Raw genomic sequence first — 18,820 nt, 5'->3', positions numbered from 1 at the left:
CCGGCTTGTCGTGCGGGTCAGCGCTTGCGGACCACCGTCACGCCGTCGCGCAGCGGCAGCAGCACGCTCTCCACCCGCTCATCGGCCGCGATCGCGTCGTTCAGCCCCCGGATCACCACATCCGCCTCGTCCCGCGCCGCCGGATCCACCACCCGGCCACCACGCAGCACGTTGTCCAGCACGATCACTCCGCCCGGCCGCAGCCGCGACAGCAGCTCCTCGTAGTACACGGGGTAGCCGGTCTTGTCCGCGTCGATGAAGGCGAAGTCCAGGTACTCCTCGCGCGGCAGCGCCCGCAGCGTCTCGGCGGCCGGCGCGATCCGCAGGTCGATGCGGTCCGCGACCCCGGCCCGCTCCCAGTAGCGCCGGGCCGTCCCGGTCCACTCCTCGCTGACGTCGCAGGCCAGCAGCCGGCCGCCCGGCGCCAGACCGCGCGCGATGCAGATCGAGGAGTAGCCCGTGAAGGTGCCCACCTCCACGGCGTGCAGCGTGCCGGTCATCTTCACCAGCAGCGTCAGGAACGTGCCCTCGTCGTGGCTGACCTGCATACCGGCATTGCGCGGCAGCACCCGGTGGGTCTCCTCCGCCAGCTCGCGCAGCACGTCGTCCGCCGGGGTGGCGTGGTCGAGCAGATAGTCGTTCAGTGCGGGATTGACGATGTCGATGCTCATGATGTGACTGTAGTCACCCCGGGTGCCCCGGTGGTGGGCCTGTCAGCCCCCGCCGGTCCCACACCGTGCGGCGGCGCGGCCGGGTGCCCGCGCGGTCGCCCCTGCGCAGCCAGAACGCCGAGGCCACGCCGCCCAGCAGCCCGAACAGATGGCCCTGCCAGGACACCCCGTTCTGGGTCGGCAGCACCCCCCACAGCAGCGAGCCGTACAGCAGGAAGACGGTCAGGCCGACCGTGATGTCCAGCGCGTTGCGCTCCACGAAGCCGCGCGCCAGCAGATAGCCGAACAGGCCGAAGACCACCCCGGAGGCGCCGGCCGTGATCGAGCCGCCCGAGGCCGTCAGCCACACGCCGAGCCCCGAGACCGTGATGATCACGAACGACACGGCGAGGAAGCGGGCGATGCCGCGCAGCGCGGCCAGGAAGCCGAAGATGACCAGCGGCCAGCTGTTGGCCGCCAGATGATCGAAGCCGAAGTGCAGGAACGCGGCCGGATAGATGTCCAGCAGACCGCCGGTGTCGCGCGGCTCGATGCCGTACTCGCACACCAGCGGCGGGTCGTAGTCGAACGGCAGACAGTACGGGTCGCCGCCGTCCGCGGCGGCCAGGATCCACAGCAGCCCGAGCCAGGCCAGCATCAGCGCCCCGGCGGCCAGCGCGCGCCGGCCGCGGGTTCCTCCGTACGGCATGGTGTCCCCTCCCTGCTGATGGGTGCCTCGTGCCTCGTATCCGGCGCCTCGTACTCCGTCACCCCTACCCGGTGCGGGGCTCCGTGCCCCGCGAAGACCCGTCGGATCAGCCTAGGGCTGGAGGGGGCCGGGGATGTTGGCCCGCTCCGGGTTCTCGGCACGGATCTCGCGCTGCGTCTCCAGGTACATCAGGGCCACCGTGAGGTCCTGCGGGGTCAGCACGTCCCTGTTCTCCGGCGGCGGGGTCAGCCCGATCGCCGAGCCGCCGGTCAGCGTCATCCGCAGCGGCAGCTCACCGGCGCCCGCGCCGCCGAACTGCCCCAGGTCGAAGGTGACCTCGCTCAGCACGCCGTTGCGGATCGCCAGCCGCGCGCTGACCTCCTCGTCCGGGTCGGCCGGCGGATGGAAGACCGGCGGCAGCCCGAACCGCGCGCCCTGCTCGGTCAGCAGCGTCAGCAGCGGGGACAGCGCCCGCTGCGCCTGCCCGGCCGGCAGCCGCACCTCGACCACGTCCGCGCCCCGCTCCTGCCCGGCGGGCCGCAGGGTCGCCCCCGAGCGCAGCGCCGAGCTCAGATCCGCGGCGAAGCGCCACTGCCCGGCCGGGTCCAGCGTGTTGCCGCCGTCCGACATCGCGGCGGCGAAGACCTCGGCCTCGCGCTCGCCCAGCACCGTGTGCTCGCTGACGGCGCGCGCGTACCCGTCGTACTGGTACGGGTCGATCTCCACCCACTCGCCGCGCAGCGCCCCGCGCGCCACCCGCAGCGAGTCGGGCAGCGCCCCGGCGTCGCGCAGGAAGTACGCGGCCTCGGCGTTGGCGGCCTCGTCGCCCTGGTAGACGTCGCGGACGACGGTGTCCACCGAGACCCGCACGAACGTCCTGCCCAGTATGTTCTTCACGCCGACCGCGTCCAGGCCGCCGAAGTTCAGGGCGACGGCGCCGGCCAGCGGGTCGGCGTTCTCGCGGTCCTTCATCCGGATCTCGCGCTCCGGGTCGCCGATCACCGCGAGCAGTTCCATGTCGGCCAGCAGCCGCGCCTCGTCCATCGACGGCTCGGGGCCGCCGTCCCGCGACGCCATCCGCAGCAGGTAGTCGTACATCTCATCGGGGGTGGCGTCGAGCGTGGCCTGGAGGGACAGCCCTTCCCAGGAGAGCAGCTGATCGGCCGCGCCGCTGACGGTCAGCCCGGTCTGGGCCTGCTGGATCAGGGTGCAGCCGCCGGTGCTGATGGCGAGCGCGGCGACCCCGCCGAGGGCGGCCATCCGGCGCAGTACGGTGCGTCGCGGGGTATCGATGTCGGGCTCCTGGGGCGTACGGGTGGGGGGACGGTGGTGCGGGCCGTGCGGTTCGGTGCGCCTCCAGTTTCCATGGGGCGGGTACCGCAGGAGCGCGCAGGCACTCTTCTGTGGCGAAGGCGTCACCGTCCGGTAAGGGGACTGTTAGCTCCCGCGGGCCGGTTCGTTACGCTCGGACCCATGCCGAGCAGCGCCGGAACGAGTGGGCGACGCCCCTGGATCGTGGGGGTGTCGGGGGCTTCGGGCACCCCGTACGCCGCCGCCGTGCTGCGGGCGCTGCTCGCCGCGGGGGAGGCGGTGGATCTGGTGGTCAGCCGGGCGGCCCGGCTCACCCTTCTGGATGAGACGGGCGCGCCGTTCCGCGACGCGCACTGGCGGGCGGACCTGACCGGCTGGCTGGAGCAGGGCGCCGACGGCAAGCCGGGCGCCTTCACGGTGGAGACGGGGGACGCCGTGCGGTACTGGCCGGCCGGCGACCTGGGCGCGGGGCCCTCCTCCGGCTCGTACCCGGCCAAGGGCATGCTGATCGTGCCGGCCTCGACGGCGGCCGTGGCGGGGGTGGCGCTCGGGCTCTCCAAGGACCTGCTGCAGCGGACCGCCTCGGTGACGCTGAAGGAGCGCAGGCCGCTGGTGGTGGCGGTGCGCGAGTCCCCGCTGACCGGGCCGACGCTGCGCCATCTGGTCGCGCTGGACGAGGCGGGCGCCGTGGTGGCCCCGGCCTCGCCCGCCTTCTACGCGGGGGCGCGCGATCTTCAGCAGCTGGTGGACTTCGTCGCCGGGCGGGTGCTGGACGCGGCCGGGGTGCCCCACGCGCTGTACCGCCGTTGGAATGGAGAGCTGGGGGCGGCCGCCCGGCTGGACGGGCACAGTTAAGGTCACCGGGCTCGTATGCCTTAGATTCATCTGTGCACATCGACCGGACCAGGTGATGAGGAAGGCTCTGTGACGATGGACGCGGTGGACAGGCAGCTCATCCAGGCGTTGCGCGAGAACGGACGCGCCTCGTACGCGGAGCTGGGGCGCCTGGTGGGCCTGTCGGGGCCCAGTGTCACCGACCGCATCAACCGCCTGGAGGCGGCCGGGGTCCTCACGGGCTACCGGGCGACGGTGGACGCGCGCTCGCTGGGTCTGGGGGTGACGGCGCTGATCGGGATCCAGTTGTCGGACGCGGTGGACCACGAGGACGTCGCGGGGCGGCTGAAGGAGCTGGAGGAGATCGAGGACTGCTGGTTCATCGCCGGCGACGACTCGTTCATGGTCAAGGTGCGGGCCCCCGACGTGGACGGCCTGGAACGCACCATCCGGCGGCTCTCGGGGACCCAGGGGGTCTCCCGCACGCGCACCACGATCGTGCTCTCCACGAAGTGGGAGAACCGGGTCGGGGAACTGCCTGTCGGGGGTCAGGCGTAGGGTCAATGGGTGATGTGCGTGGGTACGTACGGGCGTGCGTGCCACGGACCGCCCACCGTGGTCGAGGCGAGGAGGCGCGAGGGATGGACGCGGGGCTCAAGCGGGACCTTGAGGAGAAGGTGCGTGCGGGGGAACGGCTGTCCCGGGAGGACGGCATCGCCCTGTACGAGGCGGACGATCTCGCGTGGCTGGGTGATCTGGCGCACGAGGTCCGTACCCGGAAGAACGGCGACGTCGTCCACTTCAACGTCAACCGTCACCTCAACATGACCAATGTGTGCACGGCTTCGTGCGCGTACTGCTCCTTCCAGCGCAAGCCGGGGGAGAAGGACGCGTACACCATGCGCATCGAGGAAGCGGTGCGGCTGGCGAAGGCCATGGAGGGCGACCGGCTCACCGAGCTGCACATCGTCAACGGGCTGCACCCGTCGCTGCCGTGGCGCTACTACCCGCGGTCCCTGCGGGCGCTCAAGGAAGTGCTGCCGGACACGGTGTCGCTCAAGGCGTTCACGGCGACCGAGATCCACCACTTCGAGTCGATCTCCGGCCTCTCCGCGTCCGAGATCCTCGACGAGCTGATCGACGCCGGTCTGGAGTCGCTGACCGGCGGCGGCGCGGAGATCTTCGACTGGGAGGTCCGCCAGCACATCGTGGACCACCGCACGCACTGGGAGGACTGGTCCCGCATCCACCGCCTGGCGCACGAGAAGGGGCTCAAGACCCCGGCCACCATGCTGTACGGCCACATCGAGGAGCGCCGGCACCGGGTGGACCACGTGCTGCGGCTGCGCGAGCTGCAGGATGAGACCGGCGGTTTCCAGGTCTTCATCCCGCTGCGCTACCAGCACGACTTCGTGGACATGAAGGACGGCAAGATCCGCAACCGGCTCCAGGCCCGCACCACGATGGCCACCGGCGCGGAGGCGCTGCGCACGTTCGCGGTCTCCCGGCTGCTGTTCGACAACGTGCCGCACGTGAAGGTCTTCTGGGTGATGCACGGCGTGCAGACCGCCCAGCTGGCCCTCCAGCACGGCGCGGACGACATGGACGGCTCGGTCGTGGAGTACAAGATCACCCACGACGCCGACAACTTCGGCACCCCGGACAAGCTGACCCGCGAGGACCTGCTGGAGCTGATCCGCGACGCCGGGTTCCGTCCGGTGGAGCGCAACACCCGGTACGAGATCGTGCGCGAGTACGACGGCCCGGACGCGGGGCGGCGCGAGTCGCCGCAGCCGATGCGGGTGTGAGGGGCGGATCGCCGCGGTGAGGTACGTACTCGATCCGGAGATCACCCCTGCCCTGCGCGGGGAGCTGGCCGGGCTGTGGGCCGGCGTGGTCAACGCGGGCGGGGCGGTGGGCTTTCCGCCCGGGATCGGCCCGGCCGACGTCCTTCCCGAGCTGGACCGGCACCTGGCCGGCGTCGCCGCCGGCAGCACCCGGCTGCTGCTGGGCGTCGACGAGCGGGGCGCCGCCGCGGCGACCGCGTTCATCGCGCACACCGGCCACCCGCTGATGGGCCACTGGGTGTGGCTCAAGACGGTGATGGTGCGCCCGGACATCCAGGGCGGCGGGGCCGGGCGGCAGCTGATGGGTGCCGTGGCGGAGGCGGTCCGCGGCTTCGGCGGGATCAGCGCGATACGGCTGACCTGCCGCGGCGGCATGGGCCTCGAACGCTTCTACGCCTCCTGCGGCTACAAGGAGGTCGGCCGGGTCCCGGACGCGATCGCGGTCGGGGGCGGCGAACTGCGCGACGACATCACCATGTGGATGCCGCTGACCTAGGGCCGCCGGCCGTGTGCTTGACTGGAACGGCCAACGACGCAGAAACGCAGAGAACGCAGGAAAAGGGTCCCCACCGTGAGCAGCAGCACCAAGAGCGCGACGCTTCGCTATACGGGTCTGCGGCTGGCGATCTTCGCCGGCTGTTTCGTGGTGGTCGCCGTCCTCGCCTACGTCGGTGTCATCCCGGAGAGCTTCGGCGCCGCCAACCCGCTGTGGCTGCTGCTGCTGTCGATGGTGGTCTCGGCCCCGCTCAGCTTCGTGCTGCTGCGCGGCCAGCGCGACGCCATGTCGCAGGAGGTGGCCCCCCGGGTCGACCGTGCGATGAGCAAGCTGCGCAGCAACCAGGGCATGGAAGACGACGCGGATGACGCCGCCCGTTCCGCCTGAGCCCGCCCGGCCCGCCGCGCGCGGGCCGTTCACCCTTCCCAGCCCTTCCGCTGTCATGGGCGCCGCCCGTGCTACCGGCGCACGCCGGTGTGAGCCGCGTCACGGCGTCCTGGTGCTACCGTGATGGACATGAACACAGCAGCCGCGCCGCGCCCCTTGCACGGGGTGCTCCTTGTCGCGCGCCTGCACATCGATCTGTGCCGCCGCCCCACCGCGGCCTGTCGCAGCTGATTCTTCCGTCGCCGGCCCTCTGGCCTTCCGGCCGCCCCGCGACGATCCTTCCTGCTGTGTGCCCCCGGGGCATCTCCCTGCCCCGAACCATCCCGAGACGTCATCCCTTGACCGGAGTGTGCCCGTGTCCTCCCCGTCCTCCCCCGCGGACTCCGCCGAGCCCGCAGGCCCGGCCTCCACCCCCACCAGATCCCGGCTGTCCCTGCCGCCGTTCTGGGCCCAGATCCTCATCGGCCTCGCCGCCGGTGTGCTGCTCGGCTGGATAGCCCGCAACTGGGAGGTGGACTGGCTGGCCCGCACCCTGGACGAGATAGGCGGCCGGTTCGTCCAGCTGCTGCGGCTGGCCGTCGCCCCGCTGGTGTTCTTCGCCATCGCCGTCTCCATCACCAACCTCCGCAAGGTCTCCAACGCCGCCCGGCTGGCCGGCCGCACCCTGCTGTGGTTCCTCATCACCTCCCTGGTCGCCGTGGCCATCGGTCTGGCCATCGGCCTGCTCACCAACCCCGGCTCCGGCTCGGCGCTGACCGCCGCCGACGGCCAGGCCCCCGAGAACTCCGGCTCCTGGCTGGACTTCCTCACCGGGATCATCCCCACCGACGTGATCACGCCCTTCACCGAGCTGAAGGTCCTCCAGATCGTCTTCCTGGCCGCCGCCGTCGGCATCGCCGCGCTCCAGCTCGGTGAGAAGGCCGCCCCGCTGGTCACCTTCGGCGAGACCGCCCTCGCGCTGCTCCAGAAGGCCCTGTGGTGGATCATCCGGCTCGCCCCGCTGGGCACCCTCGGGCTGATCGGCCGCTCCATCAACAACTACGGCTGGGACCTGCTCGGCGACTACGCCACCTTCACCATCGACGTGTACGTGGGCTCGCTGCTGGTGCTGTTCGGCGTCTACCCGCTGCTGCTGCGCTTCACCGCCGGCCTCAACCCGATCCAGTTCTTCCGCGGTGCCTGGCCCGCCATCCAGCTGGCCTTCGTCTCCCGCTCCTCGGTGGGCACCCTGCCCGTCACCCAGCGCGTCACCGAACGGCTCGGGGTGCCGAAGGAGTACACCTCCTTCGCCGTGCCGTTCGGCGCCACCACCAAGATGGACGGCTGCGCCGCGATCTACCCGGCGCTGGCCGCGATCTTCGTGGCGCAGATCTTCGACATCAGCCTCGGCGTCCAGGACTACGTGCTGATCGCGTTCGTGTCGGTGATCGGCTCCGCCGCCACCGCAGGGCTCACCGGCGCCACCGTGATGACCACGCTGACGCTGTCCACCCTGGGGCTGCCGCTGGAGGGCGTCGGCCTGCTGCTGGCGATCGACCCGATCCTGGACATGATCCGCACCGCCGTGAACGTGGCCGGCCAGGCCGCGGTGCCGGTGATCGTCGCGGCCCGCGAGAACATCCTGGACCGGGACGCGTACGACAACGCCAAGAGCTTCGACATCAACGAGGTGGACCGGGAGGACTCCGAGGCGTCCCGCCCGGCGAAGCCCTCGGGCCCGGCGGTGGCCACCGCCTAGCCCCCCGGCCTGCCGCCTTCGACGCCGCCCGCCCCTCCGCTCCGGAGGCGGCGGGCGGCGTCGTCCGCTTCCGGGACCGGCAGCCCTCCGAGCAGGGCTACCATGCCCATGGCAAGGAGAGAGCCGTGGGTACGCTGTGATCGCGCCGACCTTCCCCCGCCCTTGGGCGGATGTGTGCCGGTACGACCGCCGCCCCGCCGGACAAAGGCGTGCCGGTCCGGTGAAGGAGCCGGTCACGGCGCCACGCGGGCGGGCAGAATCCCGGAGAACCGCCGCACCGTGCCGGGAGTGCCCATGACGCCACCGCAAGACCCCCACGCACCACCCCCCGCCGTCATCCGTCCCCGGCTGCGCCGCGCGCACGGCGCCGTCGTCGAGGCCTCACTGCCCGCGCTGGTGCCCGCCGTCGAACAGGGCAGCCTCGCGGACATCCCGTTCGTCAACGCCCAGCAGGCCCCCGACGCCGTTGCGTTCAGCCGCAAGCACCGCGACGGCACCTGGTACGACGTCACCTGCGCCGAGTTCGCCGGCGAGGTGCTCGCCGTCGCCAAGGGCCTGATCGCCCACGGCCTGGCCCCCGGCGACCGGCTCGCCATCATGTCCCGCACCCGGTACGAGTGGACCCTCCTCGACTTCGCCGCCTGGGCCGCCGGGCTGATCACCGTGCCCGTGCACCCCACCGCCACCGCGCGCCAGGTCAGCTGGATCCTGCGGGACGCCGGAGCCCGGGCCTGCGCCGTGGAGGGCGTGGAGGAGGCCCGCACCCTCACCGCCATCCGCGCCGAACTCCCGCACCTGGAACACCTGTGGCAGCTCACCGCCATCCACGGCAGCGAATCCAGCGCCATCGGCCAGATCTCCGCCGCAGGCCGGGCCCTGCCGCACTCCGCCGTCGGTGAACGCCGCCGGCTGCTCACCCCGGGACACATCGCCACCCTCACCCACACCTCGGGCACCGCCGCCCTCCCGCAGGGCTGCGTCCTCACCCACGCCCACCTGTTCACCAGGATCGACAACGCGATCGAGCTGCTGTACCCCATCCACCGCTCGCTGACCGACCGGCCGGCCGCCACCCTGCTCACCCTGCCGCTCGCCCACGCGCTGGGCCGCACCGTCGCCCTGGGCTGCGTCCGCGCCCGCATCCGGCTCGGGCACGCCCCCGGCGACGCCCTGCCCGACCTGGCCGGCTTCCGGCCCAGCTTCCTGGTCGCCACCCCGCAGTTGCTGGAACGCGTCCACCACGCCACCCGCACCGCCGCCGAAGAGGCGGGCCGCGGCGCCGCCTTCGACCGCGGCGCCGCGCTCGCCCGCCGGATCGGCGCCGCCGTGCGGGCCGAACAGCACGGCACGGGCGACGGCCCGGGGCTGAGCCTGCGCGCCGGACGCTCGCTGTACGAGCCCACCGTCTACCGGCGGGTGCGGGAGGCCCTGGGCGGCGAGGTCCGCTTCGTGATCAGCGGCGGCGCCCCGCTCAGCGACTCCCTGGCGACCTTCTACGAGGGCGCCGGCATCCCCGTCCACGAGGCGTACGGCCTCACCGAGACGGCCGCCACCGCCGTCCTCGCCCCACCGCACGCCCCGCGCCTGGGCACCGTGGGCTGGCCGCTGCCCGGTACGGCGGTGCGCATCGCCGACGACGGCGAGATCCTGCTGCGCGGCGGCCAGATATGCAGCGGCTACTGGGACTCCCGCACCCGCAGCATCCGCCCCGTCACCGGCAACGGCGGCTGGCTGCCCACCGGCGACCTCGGCACGTTGGACGACGACGGCTATCTGACCGTCGACGGACGCAAGCAGGACCTCATCACCACGGCGGACGGCGGGCGCTTCGTCCCCGGACCGCTGGAACGGGCGGTGCGCGCCGACCCGCTGATCGGCCACTGCGTGGTGGTCGGCGACCGGCGCCCGTACCTCACCGCGCTGCTCACCCTGGACCCCGAAGGGCTCACCCAGTGGCTGCGGGCCGCCGGGCGCCGCCCCGCGGCGGCCGAGCGGATGGCCGAGGACCCCGAACTGCTGCGCCACATCCAGCGGGTGGTGGAGGACGCCGGACGCATCCAGCGATTCCGGCTGCTGCCCCGCCCCTTCACGGTCGCGTCCGGCTACCTGACCCCGGCCGGCACCCTGCGCCGGGCGGCGGTGCTGCGCGACCACCCCCGCGAGATCGAGGCCCTGTACGAGCGGCGGCAGCGGTGAACGGCGCGCCGCCCGGGGGCCGCGCGGGTCGCCGCGGGACCGGCCGCGTGGTGCGGGACGGGCCGATTCAGCTAAGAGCGTAGGTCCCGGCGGCGCACCGTGCGGACCCCGCAGGCCTCGCCGAGGACGTCGCCGTCCTCCAGCAGCATCGCGAGGATGAAGAGAAAGTAACCGGCGAGCCAACGGCGTACCGACTGGAACGCACGCGGGCGTCCGATGTCGGTCACGCGGACCATCCGCAGACCCCACAGCAGCTTTCCGAGGCTCGCTCGAAAGAGGCGGACCACAATCACATGGTTGGCGAAGGAGAGGCCGAGCGCCACGGCCGCCAGCACCGCCAGGAATTCACCCGGGCCATCGGTATCCGGGAACATTCCCCGGGCCAGGACGAGGCCCCCCATAAGTGCGAAAAGGACATCGGTGAACACGGCCGTCATCAGCCGGCCGGTACCCGCTTCCGGGGGCAGTGCGGGGTGGGCGGAACGCTTTTTCTGTCGCACGCATGACAGGACGCCGGTGCCGGGACGCGGGTTCCCGGAAAGGCAGGAGCCCCCGCCGATGGCGGGGGCTCCTTGGGTACTTCAATTCGACGCCCTGGGGCGGCGGATCAGGCCGGGGTGACGTTCTCGGCCTGCGGGCCCTTCGGACCCTGGGTGACGTCGAAGGTCACCTGCTGGCTTTCCTCAAGCGAGCGGAAGCCGGCAGCGTTGATGGCGGAGTAGTGCACGAAGACATCGGGGCCGCCGCCGTCCTGGGCGATGAAGCCGAAGCCCTTCTCGGCGTTGAACCACTTGACGGTTCCGGTAGCCATAAGCCCTCCCTGGGCCTATAAGGGTCGCCCTGCTCCAGAACCTGCAAGAAGTCTGAAAACGACGAAAGCCTGCGGTTACATGCTCCGCAGGCTCGTACTGCAAGGGAAACCAAACTGCAACTTGCTGCGAGCGTAGCACGCTGTGTGCACGACCGGAAGGATGGAAGTCCCCCGTCGGGGGGAATCGCAACTCGCGGCCGGCTCGCATGACACCAGGCGTACCCTCACAGGGGTGAGTACACACCCCCGGACCCGTCCCCGTGTCGGGCACATTCAGTTTCTGAACTGCCTCCCCCTGTACTGGGGCCTGGCCAGGACCGGCACGCTGCTGGATCTGGAACTCACCAAGGACACCCCCGAGAAGCTGAGCGAGCGCCTGGTCGCCGGGGACCTCGACATCGGACCGGTCACCCTCGTCGAGTACCTGCGGCACGCCGACGAACTGGTGGCCCTGCCCGACATCGCCGTGGGCTGCGACGGCCCGGTGATGTCCTGCGTGATCGTCTCCCAGAAGCCGCTTGAGGAACTGGACGGGGCGCGCGTCGCCCTCGGGTCCACCTCCCGCACCTCCGTGCGCCTGGCCCGGCTGCTGCTCGCCGAACGGTTCGGCGTCACCCCCGACTACTACACCTGCCCGCCCGACCTGGGGCTGATGATGCAGGAGGCGGACGCCGCCGTCCTCATCGGGGACGCCGCGCTGCGCGCCGCCCTGCACGACGCGCCCCGGCTGGGGCTCCAGGTGCACGACCTGGGCCAGATGTGGCACGACTGGACGGGCCTGCCCTTCGTGTTCGCGGTCTGGGCGGTGCGCCCCGACTACCTGGAACGCGAGGAGGCGACGGTGCGCGAGGTGCACCGGGCGTTCCTCGCCTCGCGTGACCTGTCGCTGGCCGAGGTGTCCAAGGTCGCCGAGCAGGCCGCGCGCTGGGAGGCGTTCGACGCCACCGTGCTGGAGCGGTACTTCACCACGCTGGACTTCCGCTTCGGCGAGCGGCAGCTGGGCGGGGCCCGGGAGTTCGCCCGCCGGATCGGCTTCGCGGGCGCGGACCGGGTACGGCTGCTGCCGCCCGGCTGACGGGCGCCGCACGTACGGGGACAGGACAGGGACGGGGAGGACCGACGGTGGAGCCGCTGGCGAGCGACGACGCGCCCGTGGTGGGCGCGTACCGGCTGCTGCGCCGCCTGGACCGTGGCGGCATGGGCCGGGTGTACCTGGGCCGCAGCGCCGGGGGCCGTACGGTCGCGGTGAAGGTGGTGCACCCGCAGTTCGCCGTCGACGAGCGGTTCCGGGCGCGCTTCGCCCGTGAGGTGGCCGCGGCCCGGCTGGTGGGCGGCAGCGGCGCGTTCACGGCGCCGGTGCTGGACGCCGACCCGGAAGCGGAGCTGCCCTGGGTGGCCACCGGCTATGTGGCCGGGCCCGATCTGCGGCGCGCGGTGGGCGAGGTGGGGCCGCTGCCGGTGCGCACCGTACGGGCGCTGGGCGCGGGCCTGGCCGAGGCGCTGGTCGCGGTGCACGGGCACGGCCTGGTGCACCGGGACGTCAAGCCCTCCAACGTGCTGCTCGCGGTGGACGGGCCCCGGCTGATCGACTTCGGGATCGCGCGGGCGGTGGACGCGGCGGGCGAACTGACCGCCACCGGCGTCTCGCTGGGCTCGCCCGCGTACATGTCGCCCGAGCAGGTGCTGGGCGCGGAGGCCGGGGATTCCGGCGCGGTGGGCCCGGCCACGGATGTGTTCTCGCTGGGCGCGGTACTGGCGTACGCGGCGGCCGGGCGGCCGCCGTTCCCCGGGGAGTCGCTGACCCAGCTGCTGTACCAGGTGGTGCACCAGGCGCCCTCGCTCGCCGGGATCCCGCAGGAACTGCGCCCTCTGGTGGCGGCGATGCTGGCCAAGGAGCCGGCCGCGCGGCCCTCGCCCGGGGAGGTGGCGCGGGCGCTGGCCGGGGACGGCGGGGCGGCGCCCCTCGTGCGGGCCGGGTGGCTGCCGCCCGAGGTGGTCGAGGGCATCGGCCGGCGGGCCGTCGAACTGCTCGACCTGGACCTGGATGTGGCGCCGCCGCCGGACGGGGGCGCGGCCGGACCCGTACCGGCTCCCGTCTCCGCTCCCGCCGCCGCGTCCTCCCCGGCCGCCGTGCCGCCCGGTTTCGGCCCGGCGATCCCGCTGCCGGTGCCCGCCCCCGCCCTCCCGCCGGCGCCGCCCGCAGCGCCGACCGTAGCGCCCCGGCCGCGGCGCGGCCTGCGGGCCGCGCTCGCCGCCGCGCTGGTGCTGGGGCTCGCCGGGGCCGGCGTGTACGCCTTCACCCGCCCGGACACGGACGGCGCCGCGGACGCCGGGGACCCGGTGGTCGAGGAGAGCCCGCGCGAACCGGTGGCACAAGAACTTCCCGAAGAGTTCCTGGGGGAGTGGCAGGGCGATCTGACCCTGGACATCGGCATCCCCGGCGGCCGGATGACGCTGACCTTGGAGGGCGGCGCGGTCGGCGAGGAGACCGGCTACGCCTCCACCAAGGACGTCCTGGGCATCTCCACCTGCGTGGACCGGATGACCCTGACCTCCGTCAGCGGGAACGAGGCGGTCTTCGACGCGCTGCTGGACACCGAGCAGTCCACCCGGGGCACCTGTGTGACCGAGGAGTTCCGGATGGTCCTGCGGCTGGACGGCGAGGGGCAGGTGCTGCGCTATACCAGCGTGCACCCGGACAGCGGGGCACAGGGAGTGCTCAATCGTCCGGGTTAGCCCCTGGCGTACGCTGGCTCCCGGAATTGCCCACCCCTGTCTCCGCCCGCCGAAGGGACGCCCTCCATGGCCCTGAGTGCTCAGCTCAAGTCCGCGCTCGACCGAGCCGCCGACGGTGGCCGGATCTCTCCGGAGGAGGCGCTGGAGCTCTACCGCAGCGCTCCGCTGCACGCGCTGGGGCGCGCGGCGGACGCGGCACGCCGTAAGCGGTACGCGGGCACCGAGCACATCGCCACGTACATCATCGAGCGGAACATCAACTACACCAACGCCTGCGTCACCGCCTGCAAGTTCTGCGCCTTCTACGCCGCTCCCAAGAGCGAGGACGTGTGGACGCGGGACCTGGACGACATCCTGCGGCGCTGCGCGGAGACGGTGGAACTGGGCGGGACCCAGATCATGTTCCAGGGCGGGCACCACCCGGACTACGGCGTCGAGTACTACGAGCAGCACTTCTCGGCCATCAAGGCGGCCTTCCCGCACCTGGTGATCCACTCGCTGGGCGCCTCCGAGATCGAGCACATGGCGCGGATCTCCGGGGTGTCGGCCGAGGAGGCGATCCGGCGCATCCACGCGGCCGGCCTGGACTCGTTCGCCGGCGCCGGAGCCGAACTGCTGCCGGAGCGCCCGCGCAAGGCCATCGCCCCGCTGAAGGAGTCGGGGGAGCGCTGGCTGGAGATCATGGAGACGGCGCACGGCCTGGGGGTCGAGTCGACGTCCACCATGCTGATGGGCACCGGCGAGACCAACGCCGAGCGGATCGAGCATCTGCGGATGATCCGCGACGTGCAGGACCGCACGGGCGGCTTCCGGGCGTTCATCCCGTACACCTACCAGCCCGAGAACAATCACCTGAAGGGCCGCACCCAGGCCACGATCTTCGAGTACCTGCGGCTCATCGCGATCGCCCGGCTGTTCCTGGACAACGTGGCGCACATCCAGGGCTCGTGGCTGACGACGGGCAAGGACGTGGGTCAGCTGACGCTGCACTACGGCGCGGACGACCTGGGGTCGGTCATGCTGGAGGAGAACGTGGTCTCCTCGGCCGGGGCCAAGCACCGTTCCAACCGGCTCGAACTCATCTCGCTGATCCGCTCGGCGGGCCGCGTCCCGGCGCAGCGGGCGACGACGTACGAGCACCTGGTAGTGCACGAGGACCCGGCGAACGACCCGGTGGACGACCGGGTGGTCTCCCACCTGTCCTCGACCGCGATCGAGGGCGGGACGGCCCACCCCGAGCTGAAGCTGCTCGACGCCCGCTAGCCGGTGGCCGGTGGCCGCGCCGGGCCCACGGCCCGGGGCGGCCACCGGCCCTGCCGCTTCGCGCGGGCCGGTCAGCTGCCGCCGAGCAGCGGGAGTCCGCCGAGCAGCGAGGTGACGGGGGCGGTGAGCCCGCCGAGCAGATCGTTGGTCGACGCGCCGTCGGAGAGCGGCTGGGTCAAGGTGGTGGTCCCCACCGGCTGGAAGTCGGCGACCTGGGTGTCCACCCCGTTGGTCAGCGGGTCGGCCACGGTGCCCGCCAGCGGGTTCAGCTGGAGGTCGAGCGGGCCGGCGAGGCCGTAGGTCAGCGCGGTCTGGGTGCCGGCCAGCGCCGCGCCGATGTTGTCGGTGGTGGGAGAGGCGGAGGCGCCGCCGGCGGCGGCGACAACGGCCCCCGTGGCGGCCGCGGTGGCGGCGGCCATCCGCAGCACGGGACGGGAGGGGCGGGAGTGGGAACCCATGAATTCCACCTGCTCGGGTAGGAAGAAGCGATACGGAACCGGCACGCCACGCTAGTGGGGCAGGGTCCCGCACTTCGCCTCGATCCGCCCCAAATCCACCGAACGGCGTAAGGCGCCGTCAACCGGTCAACCGGGTGGCTCCCCCACAGGGAGGGCCTGTCAGGGGACCCGGGGGCCGCTGATGTACGTGCCGTCCTCGTCGTACGGCCAGGCGTTGGCCTCGCAGCCGTCAAGGCCCTTGATCTGCTGCATCATCGCGGGGGCCAGGGCGCCCTCCTCCGGGCAGCCCTCGTGACCGTGGCCGAGCCGGTGGCCGACCTCGTGGTTGATGATCAGCGCCCGGTACTCGGTGACCGGCCCGGGGAACTGGGGCGAACCCTCCATCCAGCGCAGCAGGTTCACCACCACCGTCTGACCCACCTGGCAGTTGACCTCGCCGCCGGTGTCCAGCCCGTACTCGCCGCAGATGTCGTCCACCGTGCCGGGGGTGGCGACCTTCACCGTGAAGTCGACCGTGCCCTCCTCGGCGAGCTGGAAGGCGCTGATGCCGTCGGTGGTCCAGCCGCGCGGATCGGCCAGGATCGTCTCGATCTCCTGTGCGGTCTCCACCGGGTCCAGGTCGATGCCGTCCTCGATCTGCACCATGTAGCGGCGCACCGTGCCCTCGCCGACCCGGTGGCCGGTGGCCGGGGCGGTGCGGAAGGTGCCGGGCCCGGTGGACGGGATGTCGATCGGCTGTACATCCGGCGCATCGTCCTGCTCCGGCTCCTCCTCGGCGTCCGCGCCGGACTCCGGCTCCTCGTCCTGGTCCGGGGCGGGCTCCGGCTCCTCCACCGGGGGCGGCGCGGCGGCCGGGTCCTGCCCGGTACCGGCGTCGCCGTCCAGGAACAGCCGGGCTCCCATGCCCAGGACGACCAGCAGGACGAGGCCCGCGGCGGCGAAGAGAGCGACCGTCCGTCTGCGCCGCTGGAGCCTGCGGCGCCTCAGGACGGCACGGCCGGCACGGCGGATGGTTCGGTCTACGGAAGGCATCGGCGATGACGCTACAACACGTTGATCACTCCGGTGGCCTGGGTGTCCGACACCCGGGGGACCCTGCCCGCCACCACGGATCGCGACCCGCGACAATGGGACGGTGACCCGTGCCACGTTGGACAAGCAGCCCAGTGAAGTCGCCGCGATGTTCGACGCGGTGGCCGCGAAGTACGACCTGACCAATGATGTGCTGGCCCTGGGCCAGAACCGCCGCTGGCGCAAGGCCGTCGCCCGCGCCGTCGACGCCCGCCCCGGCGAGCGGGTCCTGGACCTCGCCGCCGGCACCGGCACCTCCTCCCTGCCCTTCGCCGCGGCCGGCGCGTACACCGTGCCGTGCGACTTCAGCATCGGGATGCTGAACGAGGGCAAGGGCCGCGAGCCCTGGCTGCCGTTCACCGCGGGGGACGCCACCAGGCTGCCGTTCCAGAACGATGTGTTCGACAAGGTGACCATTTCCTTCGGGCTGCGCAACGTCCAGGACACGGACGCGGCGCTGCGTGAACTGCTGCGCGTCACCCGGCCGGGCGGCCGGGTGGTGGTGTGCGAATTCAGCCACCCCACCTGGCAGCCGTTCCGCACCCTTTACACGGAGTACCTGATGCGGGGGTTGCCGCCGGTAGCCGAAAAGGTCTCCTCCAGCCCCGACGCGTACGTCTATCTCGCCGAGTCCATCCGCGCCTGGCCCGATCAGCCCGCCCTCGCGGCGCTGCTGCAGAAGGCCGGCTGGCAGCGGGTGGCCTGGCGCGACCTCACCGGCGGGATCGTCGCCCTGCACCGCGGGGCGAAGCCCGCCGCCGCCTGACTCCGTCCGACCGTTCCGACCTGCCCGACCTCAGATCCGCTCATAGACTCGTAGCCGCCGAACCCGGACCGATGGGGAGAGCCGACCGTGGCTGACATCGATGCAAGCGCTTCCGAACACTCAGCTGATGTGATCGTCGTCGGAGCCGGACCGGCCGGCTCGACGACCGCGTACCACCTCGCCCAGGCCGGGCTCGACGTCCTGCTGCTGGAGAAGACCTCCTTCCCCCGGGAGAAGGTCTGCGGCGACGGACTGACCCCGCGCGCCACCAAGCAGCTCGTGGGCATGGGCATCGATGTCTCCGAGGAAGCCGGCTGGCTGCGCAACAAGGGCCTGCGGATCATCGGCGGCGGGCACCGGCTCCAGCTGGACTGGCCCGAGCTGGCCGCCTACCCCGACTACGGACTCGTGCGGCGCCGCGAGGACTTCGACGAACTGCTCGCGCGGCAGGCCGAGAAGGCCGGCGCCCAGCTGTTCGAGCGCTGCAACGTGACCGGCCCGATCCAGGACGACCGGGCGGCCGGCCGGATCGTCGGCGTCACCGCCAAGCTCGGCGAGGACAAGCGCCAGGTCACCTTCCGCGCCCCCGTCGTGGTGGCCGCCGACGGCAACTCCTCGCGGCTGTCGCTGGCCATGGGCCTGCACCGCAACGACAAGCGCCCGATGGGCGTGGCGGTGCGCACGTATTTCACCAGCCCGCGCCACGACGACGACTACCTGGAGTCCTGGCTGGAGCTGTGGGACCGGCGCGGCGACGAGCCGCGGCTGCTCCCCGGCTACGGCTGGATCTTCGGGATGGGCGACGGCACCTCCAACGTGGGCCTGGGCATCCTCAACAGCTCCAGCGCGTTCCGGGAGCTGGACTGGCGCGAGGTGCTCAAGGCGTGGTGCGCCTCCATGCCCGAGGAGTGGGGCTACACGCCGGAGAACATGAGCGGCCCGATCCGGGGCGCCGCGCTGCCGATGGCGTTCAACCGGAAGCCGCACTACTCGCGCGGGCTGCTCCTGGTGGGTGACTCCGGCGGTCTGGTGAACCCGTTCAACGGCGAGGGCATCGCGTACGCCATGGAGTCCGGCGAGATCGCGGCCGAGGTGATCGTCCAGGCGCTGGCGCGGCAGTCCCCGGCACAGCGGGAGCTGACGCTGCGGGCGTACCCGAAGACGCTCCAGGAGACGTACGGCGGCTACTACACGCTCGGCCGGGCGTTCGTGAAGCTGATCGGCAACCCGAAGATCATGAAGCTGGCGACCGACCGGGGGCTGTCGCACCCGGTGCTGATGCGCTTCACGCTCAAGCTGCTGGCGAACCTCACCGACCCGACCGGCGGGGACGCCATGGACCGGGTCATCAACGGGCTGGCGAAGGTCGCGCCGAAGGCGTAGCCCCGGTGCGGGTTCCCGCTTGGCCTCGGCACTGATGTCAGGCCCTGCCGTCCGTGGTGGGCGGGCGGCGAGCGCCGGGGCCTGGCCAGGGCCTGCAGCCGCGGCGGCGCCGGGCTTCACGGCGCCGCCGCGGCGGGCGTACGAGGCGGCGCCGCTCAGGATGT

General features: G+C 72.4%; 19 protein-coding genes. 12 read left to right on the top strand and 7 right to left on the bottom strand.

Annotated features, from left to right (window positions below):
* Positions 1-17 precede the first annotated feature (17 nt).
* The 3 genes from SXIM_RS10970 to SXIM_RS10960 all read right to left on the bottom strand — a co-directional run bounded on the left by SXIM_RS10970 (position 18) and on the right by SXIM_RS10960 (position 2,619).
* Positions 18-671, bottom strand: coding sequence for an O-methyltransferase (locus SXIM_RS10970; protein ID WP_046723779.1), 654 nt, complete (start codon positions 669-671; stop codon positions 18-20).
* 13 nt (positions 672-684) lie between these two features.
* On the bottom strand, positions 685-1,359 hold the full coding sequence (locus tag SXIM_RS10965) for a rhomboid family intramembrane serine protease (RefSeq protein WP_030736663.1): 675 nt from the start codon (positions 1,357-1,359) through the stop codon (positions 685-687).
* Positions 1,360-1,470: 111 nt separating this feature from the next.
* Complete coding sequence (locus SXIM_RS10960; RefSeq protein ID WP_030736659.1) at positions 1,471-2,619, bottom strand: hypothetical protein; 1,149 nt, start codon at positions 2,617-2,619, stop codon at positions 1,471-1,473.
* Between the two features lie 213 nt (positions 2,620-2,832).
* Here SXIM_RS10960 and SXIM_RS10955 point away from each other — a divergent pair, with 213 nt between their 5' ends.
* The 7 genes from SXIM_RS10955 (at position 2,833) to SXIM_RS10925 (ending at position 10,168) form a co-directional block, all read left to right on the top strand.
* Positions 2,833-3,525 (top strand): UbiX family flavin prenyltransferase, encoded by a 693-nt coding sequence (locus tag SXIM_RS10955; protein ID WP_030736657.1) that lies wholly within the window; start codon positions 2,833-2,835, stop codon positions 3,523-3,525.
* A gap of 75 nt (positions 3,526-3,600) precedes the next feature.
* The gene (locus SXIM_RS10950) at positions 3,601-4,062 is read left to right on the top strand and encodes an Lrp/AsnC family transcriptional regulator (RefSeq protein ID WP_030736651.1); all 462 of its coding nucleotides are present in this window, start codon (positions 3,601-3,603) and stop codon (positions 4,060-4,062) included.
* Positions 4,063-4,145: 83 nt separating this feature from the next.
* Positions 4,146-5,312, top strand: a complete 1,167-nt coding sequence (gene mqnE / locus SXIM_RS10945; protein WP_030736649.1) for an aminofutalosine synthase MqnE — start codon at positions 4,146-4,148, stop codon at positions 5,310-5,312.
* A gap of 16 nt (positions 5,313-5,328) precedes the next feature.
* Positions 5,329-5,847 (top strand): GNAT family N-acetyltransferase, encoded by a 519-nt coding sequence (locus tag SXIM_RS10940; protein WP_234306954.1) that lies wholly within the window; start codon positions 5,329-5,331, stop codon positions 5,845-5,847.
* 75 nt (positions 5,848-5,922) lie between these two features.
* Positions 5,923-6,234, top strand: coding sequence for a DUF4229 domain-containing protein (locus SXIM_RS10935; protein WP_030736643.1), 312 nt, complete (start codon positions 5,923-5,925; stop codon positions 6,232-6,234).
* Between the two features lie 355 nt (positions 6,235-6,589).
* Positions 6,590-7,972, top strand: coding sequence for a dicarboxylate/amino acid:cation symporter (locus tag SXIM_RS10930; protein WP_030736641.1), 1,383 nt, complete (start codon positions 6,590-6,592; stop codon positions 7,970-7,972).
* A 294-nt stretch (positions 7,973-8,266) separates the two neighbouring features.
* On the top strand, positions 8,267-10,168 hold the full coding sequence (locus tag SXIM_RS10925) for an AMP-dependent synthetase/ligase (protein ID WP_030736637.1): 1,902 nt from the start codon (positions 8,267-8,269) through the stop codon (positions 10,166-10,168).
* A 71-nt stretch (positions 10,169-10,239) separates the two neighbouring features.
* Here SXIM_RS10925 and SXIM_RS10920 read toward each other — a convergent pair whose 3' ends face one another.
* Entirely contained in the window at positions 10,240-10,668 is a 429-nt protein-coding gene (locus tag SXIM_RS10920) for an RDD family protein (RefSeq protein ID WP_148236097.1), read from the bottom strand.
* Positions 10,669-10,775: 107 nt separating this feature from the next.
* Complete coding sequence (locus SXIM_RS10915; RefSeq protein ID WP_030736632.1) at positions 10,776-10,979, bottom strand: cold-shock protein; 204 nt, start codon at positions 10,977-10,979, stop codon at positions 10,776-10,778.
* 232 nt (positions 10,980-11,211) lie between these two features.
* Between SXIM_RS10915 and SXIM_RS10910 the strand changes: the two genes are divergently transcribed.
* From SXIM_RS10910 to mqnC, 3 genes are all read left to right on the top strand, one after another.
* Positions 11,212-12,054 carry a menaquinone biosynthetic enzyme MqnA/MqnD family protein gene (locus tag SXIM_RS10910; RefSeq protein ID WP_030736630.1) on the top strand — a complete coding sequence of 281 codons (843 nt, stop codon included), beginning with the start codon at positions 11,212-11,214 and terminating at the stop codon, positions 12,052-12,054.
* Between the two features lie 47 nt (positions 12,055-12,101).
* Positions 12,102-13,715, top strand: a complete 1,614-nt coding sequence (locus tag SXIM_RS10905) for a serine/threonine-protein kinase (protein WP_046723777.1) — start codon at positions 12,102-12,104, stop codon at positions 13,713-13,715.
* Between the two features lie 66 nt (positions 13,716-13,781).
* A complete protein-coding gene (gene mqnC / locus SXIM_RS10900; RefSeq protein WP_030736624.1) occupies positions 13,782-14,978 on the top strand; it encodes a cyclic dehypoxanthinyl futalosine synthase in 1,197 nt (398 codons plus the stop codon).
* 71 nt (positions 14,979-15,049) lie between these two features.
* Here the strand turns inward: mqnC and SXIM_RS10895 are convergent, their stop codons facing one another.
* Positions 15,050-15,436 carry a hypothetical protein gene (locus SXIM_RS10895; RefSeq protein WP_030736619.1) on the bottom strand — a complete coding sequence of 129 codons (387 nt, stop codon included), beginning with the start codon at positions 15,434-15,436 and terminating at the stop codon, positions 15,050-15,052.
* Positions 15,437-15,595: 159 nt separating this feature from the next.
* Positions 15,596-16,468, bottom strand: coding sequence for a DUF3152 domain-containing protein (locus SXIM_RS10890; protein ID WP_030736615.1), 873 nt, complete (start codon positions 16,466-16,468; stop codon positions 15,596-15,598).
* A gap of 103 nt (positions 16,469-16,571) precedes the next feature.
* Between SXIM_RS10890 and SXIM_RS10885 the strand changes: the two genes are divergently transcribed.
* Both SXIM_RS10885 and SXIM_RS10880 read left to right on the top strand, forming a co-directional pair.
* On the top strand, positions 16,572-17,273 hold the full coding sequence (locus SXIM_RS10885) for a demethylmenaquinone methyltransferase (RefSeq protein WP_046723775.1): 702 nt from the start codon (positions 16,572-16,574) through the stop codon (positions 17,271-17,273).
* A gap of 96 nt (positions 17,274-17,369) precedes the next feature.
* Positions 17,370-18,656: a geranylgeranyl reductase family protein gene (locus SXIM_RS10880; protein ID WP_030736608.1), complete on the top strand. Its 1,287-nt coding sequence runs from the start codon at positions 17,370-17,372 to the stop codon at positions 18,654-18,656.
* Positions 18,657-18,820 lie beyond the last annotated feature (164 nt).

It is taken from the genome of Streptomyces xiamenensis (assembly GCF_000993785.3).
Taxonomy (GTDB): domain Bacteria; phylum Actinomycetota; class Actinomycetes; order Streptomycetales; family Streptomycetaceae; genus Streptomyces; species Streptomyces xiamenensis.
This window is presented reverse-complemented; position numbering and strand designations above follow the sequence as displayed.

Bases quoted from the DNA above. Each gene is read 5' to 3' on its own strand.
- SXIM_RS10970 (WP_046723779.1), bottom strand. From the start codon at position 671: ATGAGCATCGACATCGTCAATCCCGCACTGAACGACTATCTGCTCGAC.
- SXIM_RS10965 (WP_030736663.1), bottom strand. From the start codon at position 1,359: ATGCCGTACGGAGGAACCCGCGGCCGGCGCGCGCTGGCCGCCGGGGCG.
- SXIM_RS10960 (WP_030736659.1), bottom strand. From the start codon at position 2,619: ATGGCCGCCCTCGGCGGGGTCGCCGCGCTCGCCATCAGCACCGGCGGC.
- SXIM_RS10955 (WP_030736657.1), top strand. From the start codon at position 2,833: ATGCCGAGCAGCGCCGGAACGAGTGGGCGACGCCCCTGGATCGTGGGG.
- SXIM_RS10950 (WP_030736651.1), top strand. From the start codon at position 3,601: ATGGACGCGGTGGACAGGCAGCTCATCCAGGCGTTGCGCGAGAACGGA.
- mqnE (WP_030736649.1), top strand. From the start codon at position 4,146: ATGGACGCGGGGCTCAAGCGGGACCTTGAGGAGAAGGTGCGTGCGGGG.
- SXIM_RS10925 (WP_030736637.1), top strand. From the start codon at position 8,267: ATGACGCCACCGCAAGACCCCCACGCACCACCCCCCGCCGTCATCCGT.
- SXIM_RS10915 (WP_030736632.1), bottom strand. From the start codon at position 10,979: ATGGCTACCGGAACCGTCAAGTGGTTCAACGCCGAGAAGGGCTTCGGC.
- mqnC (WP_030736624.1), top strand. From the start codon at position 13,782: ATGGCCCTGAGTGCTCAGCTCAAGTCCGCGCTCGACCGAGCCGCCGAC.
- SXIM_RS10895 (WP_030736619.1), bottom strand. From the start codon at position 15,436: ATGGGTTCCCACTCCCGCCCCTCCCGTCCCGTGCTGCGGATGGCCGCC.
- SXIM_RS10890 (WP_030736615.1), bottom strand. From the start codon at position 16,468: ATGCCTTCCGTAGACCGAACCATCCGCCGTGCCGGCCGTGCCGTCCTG.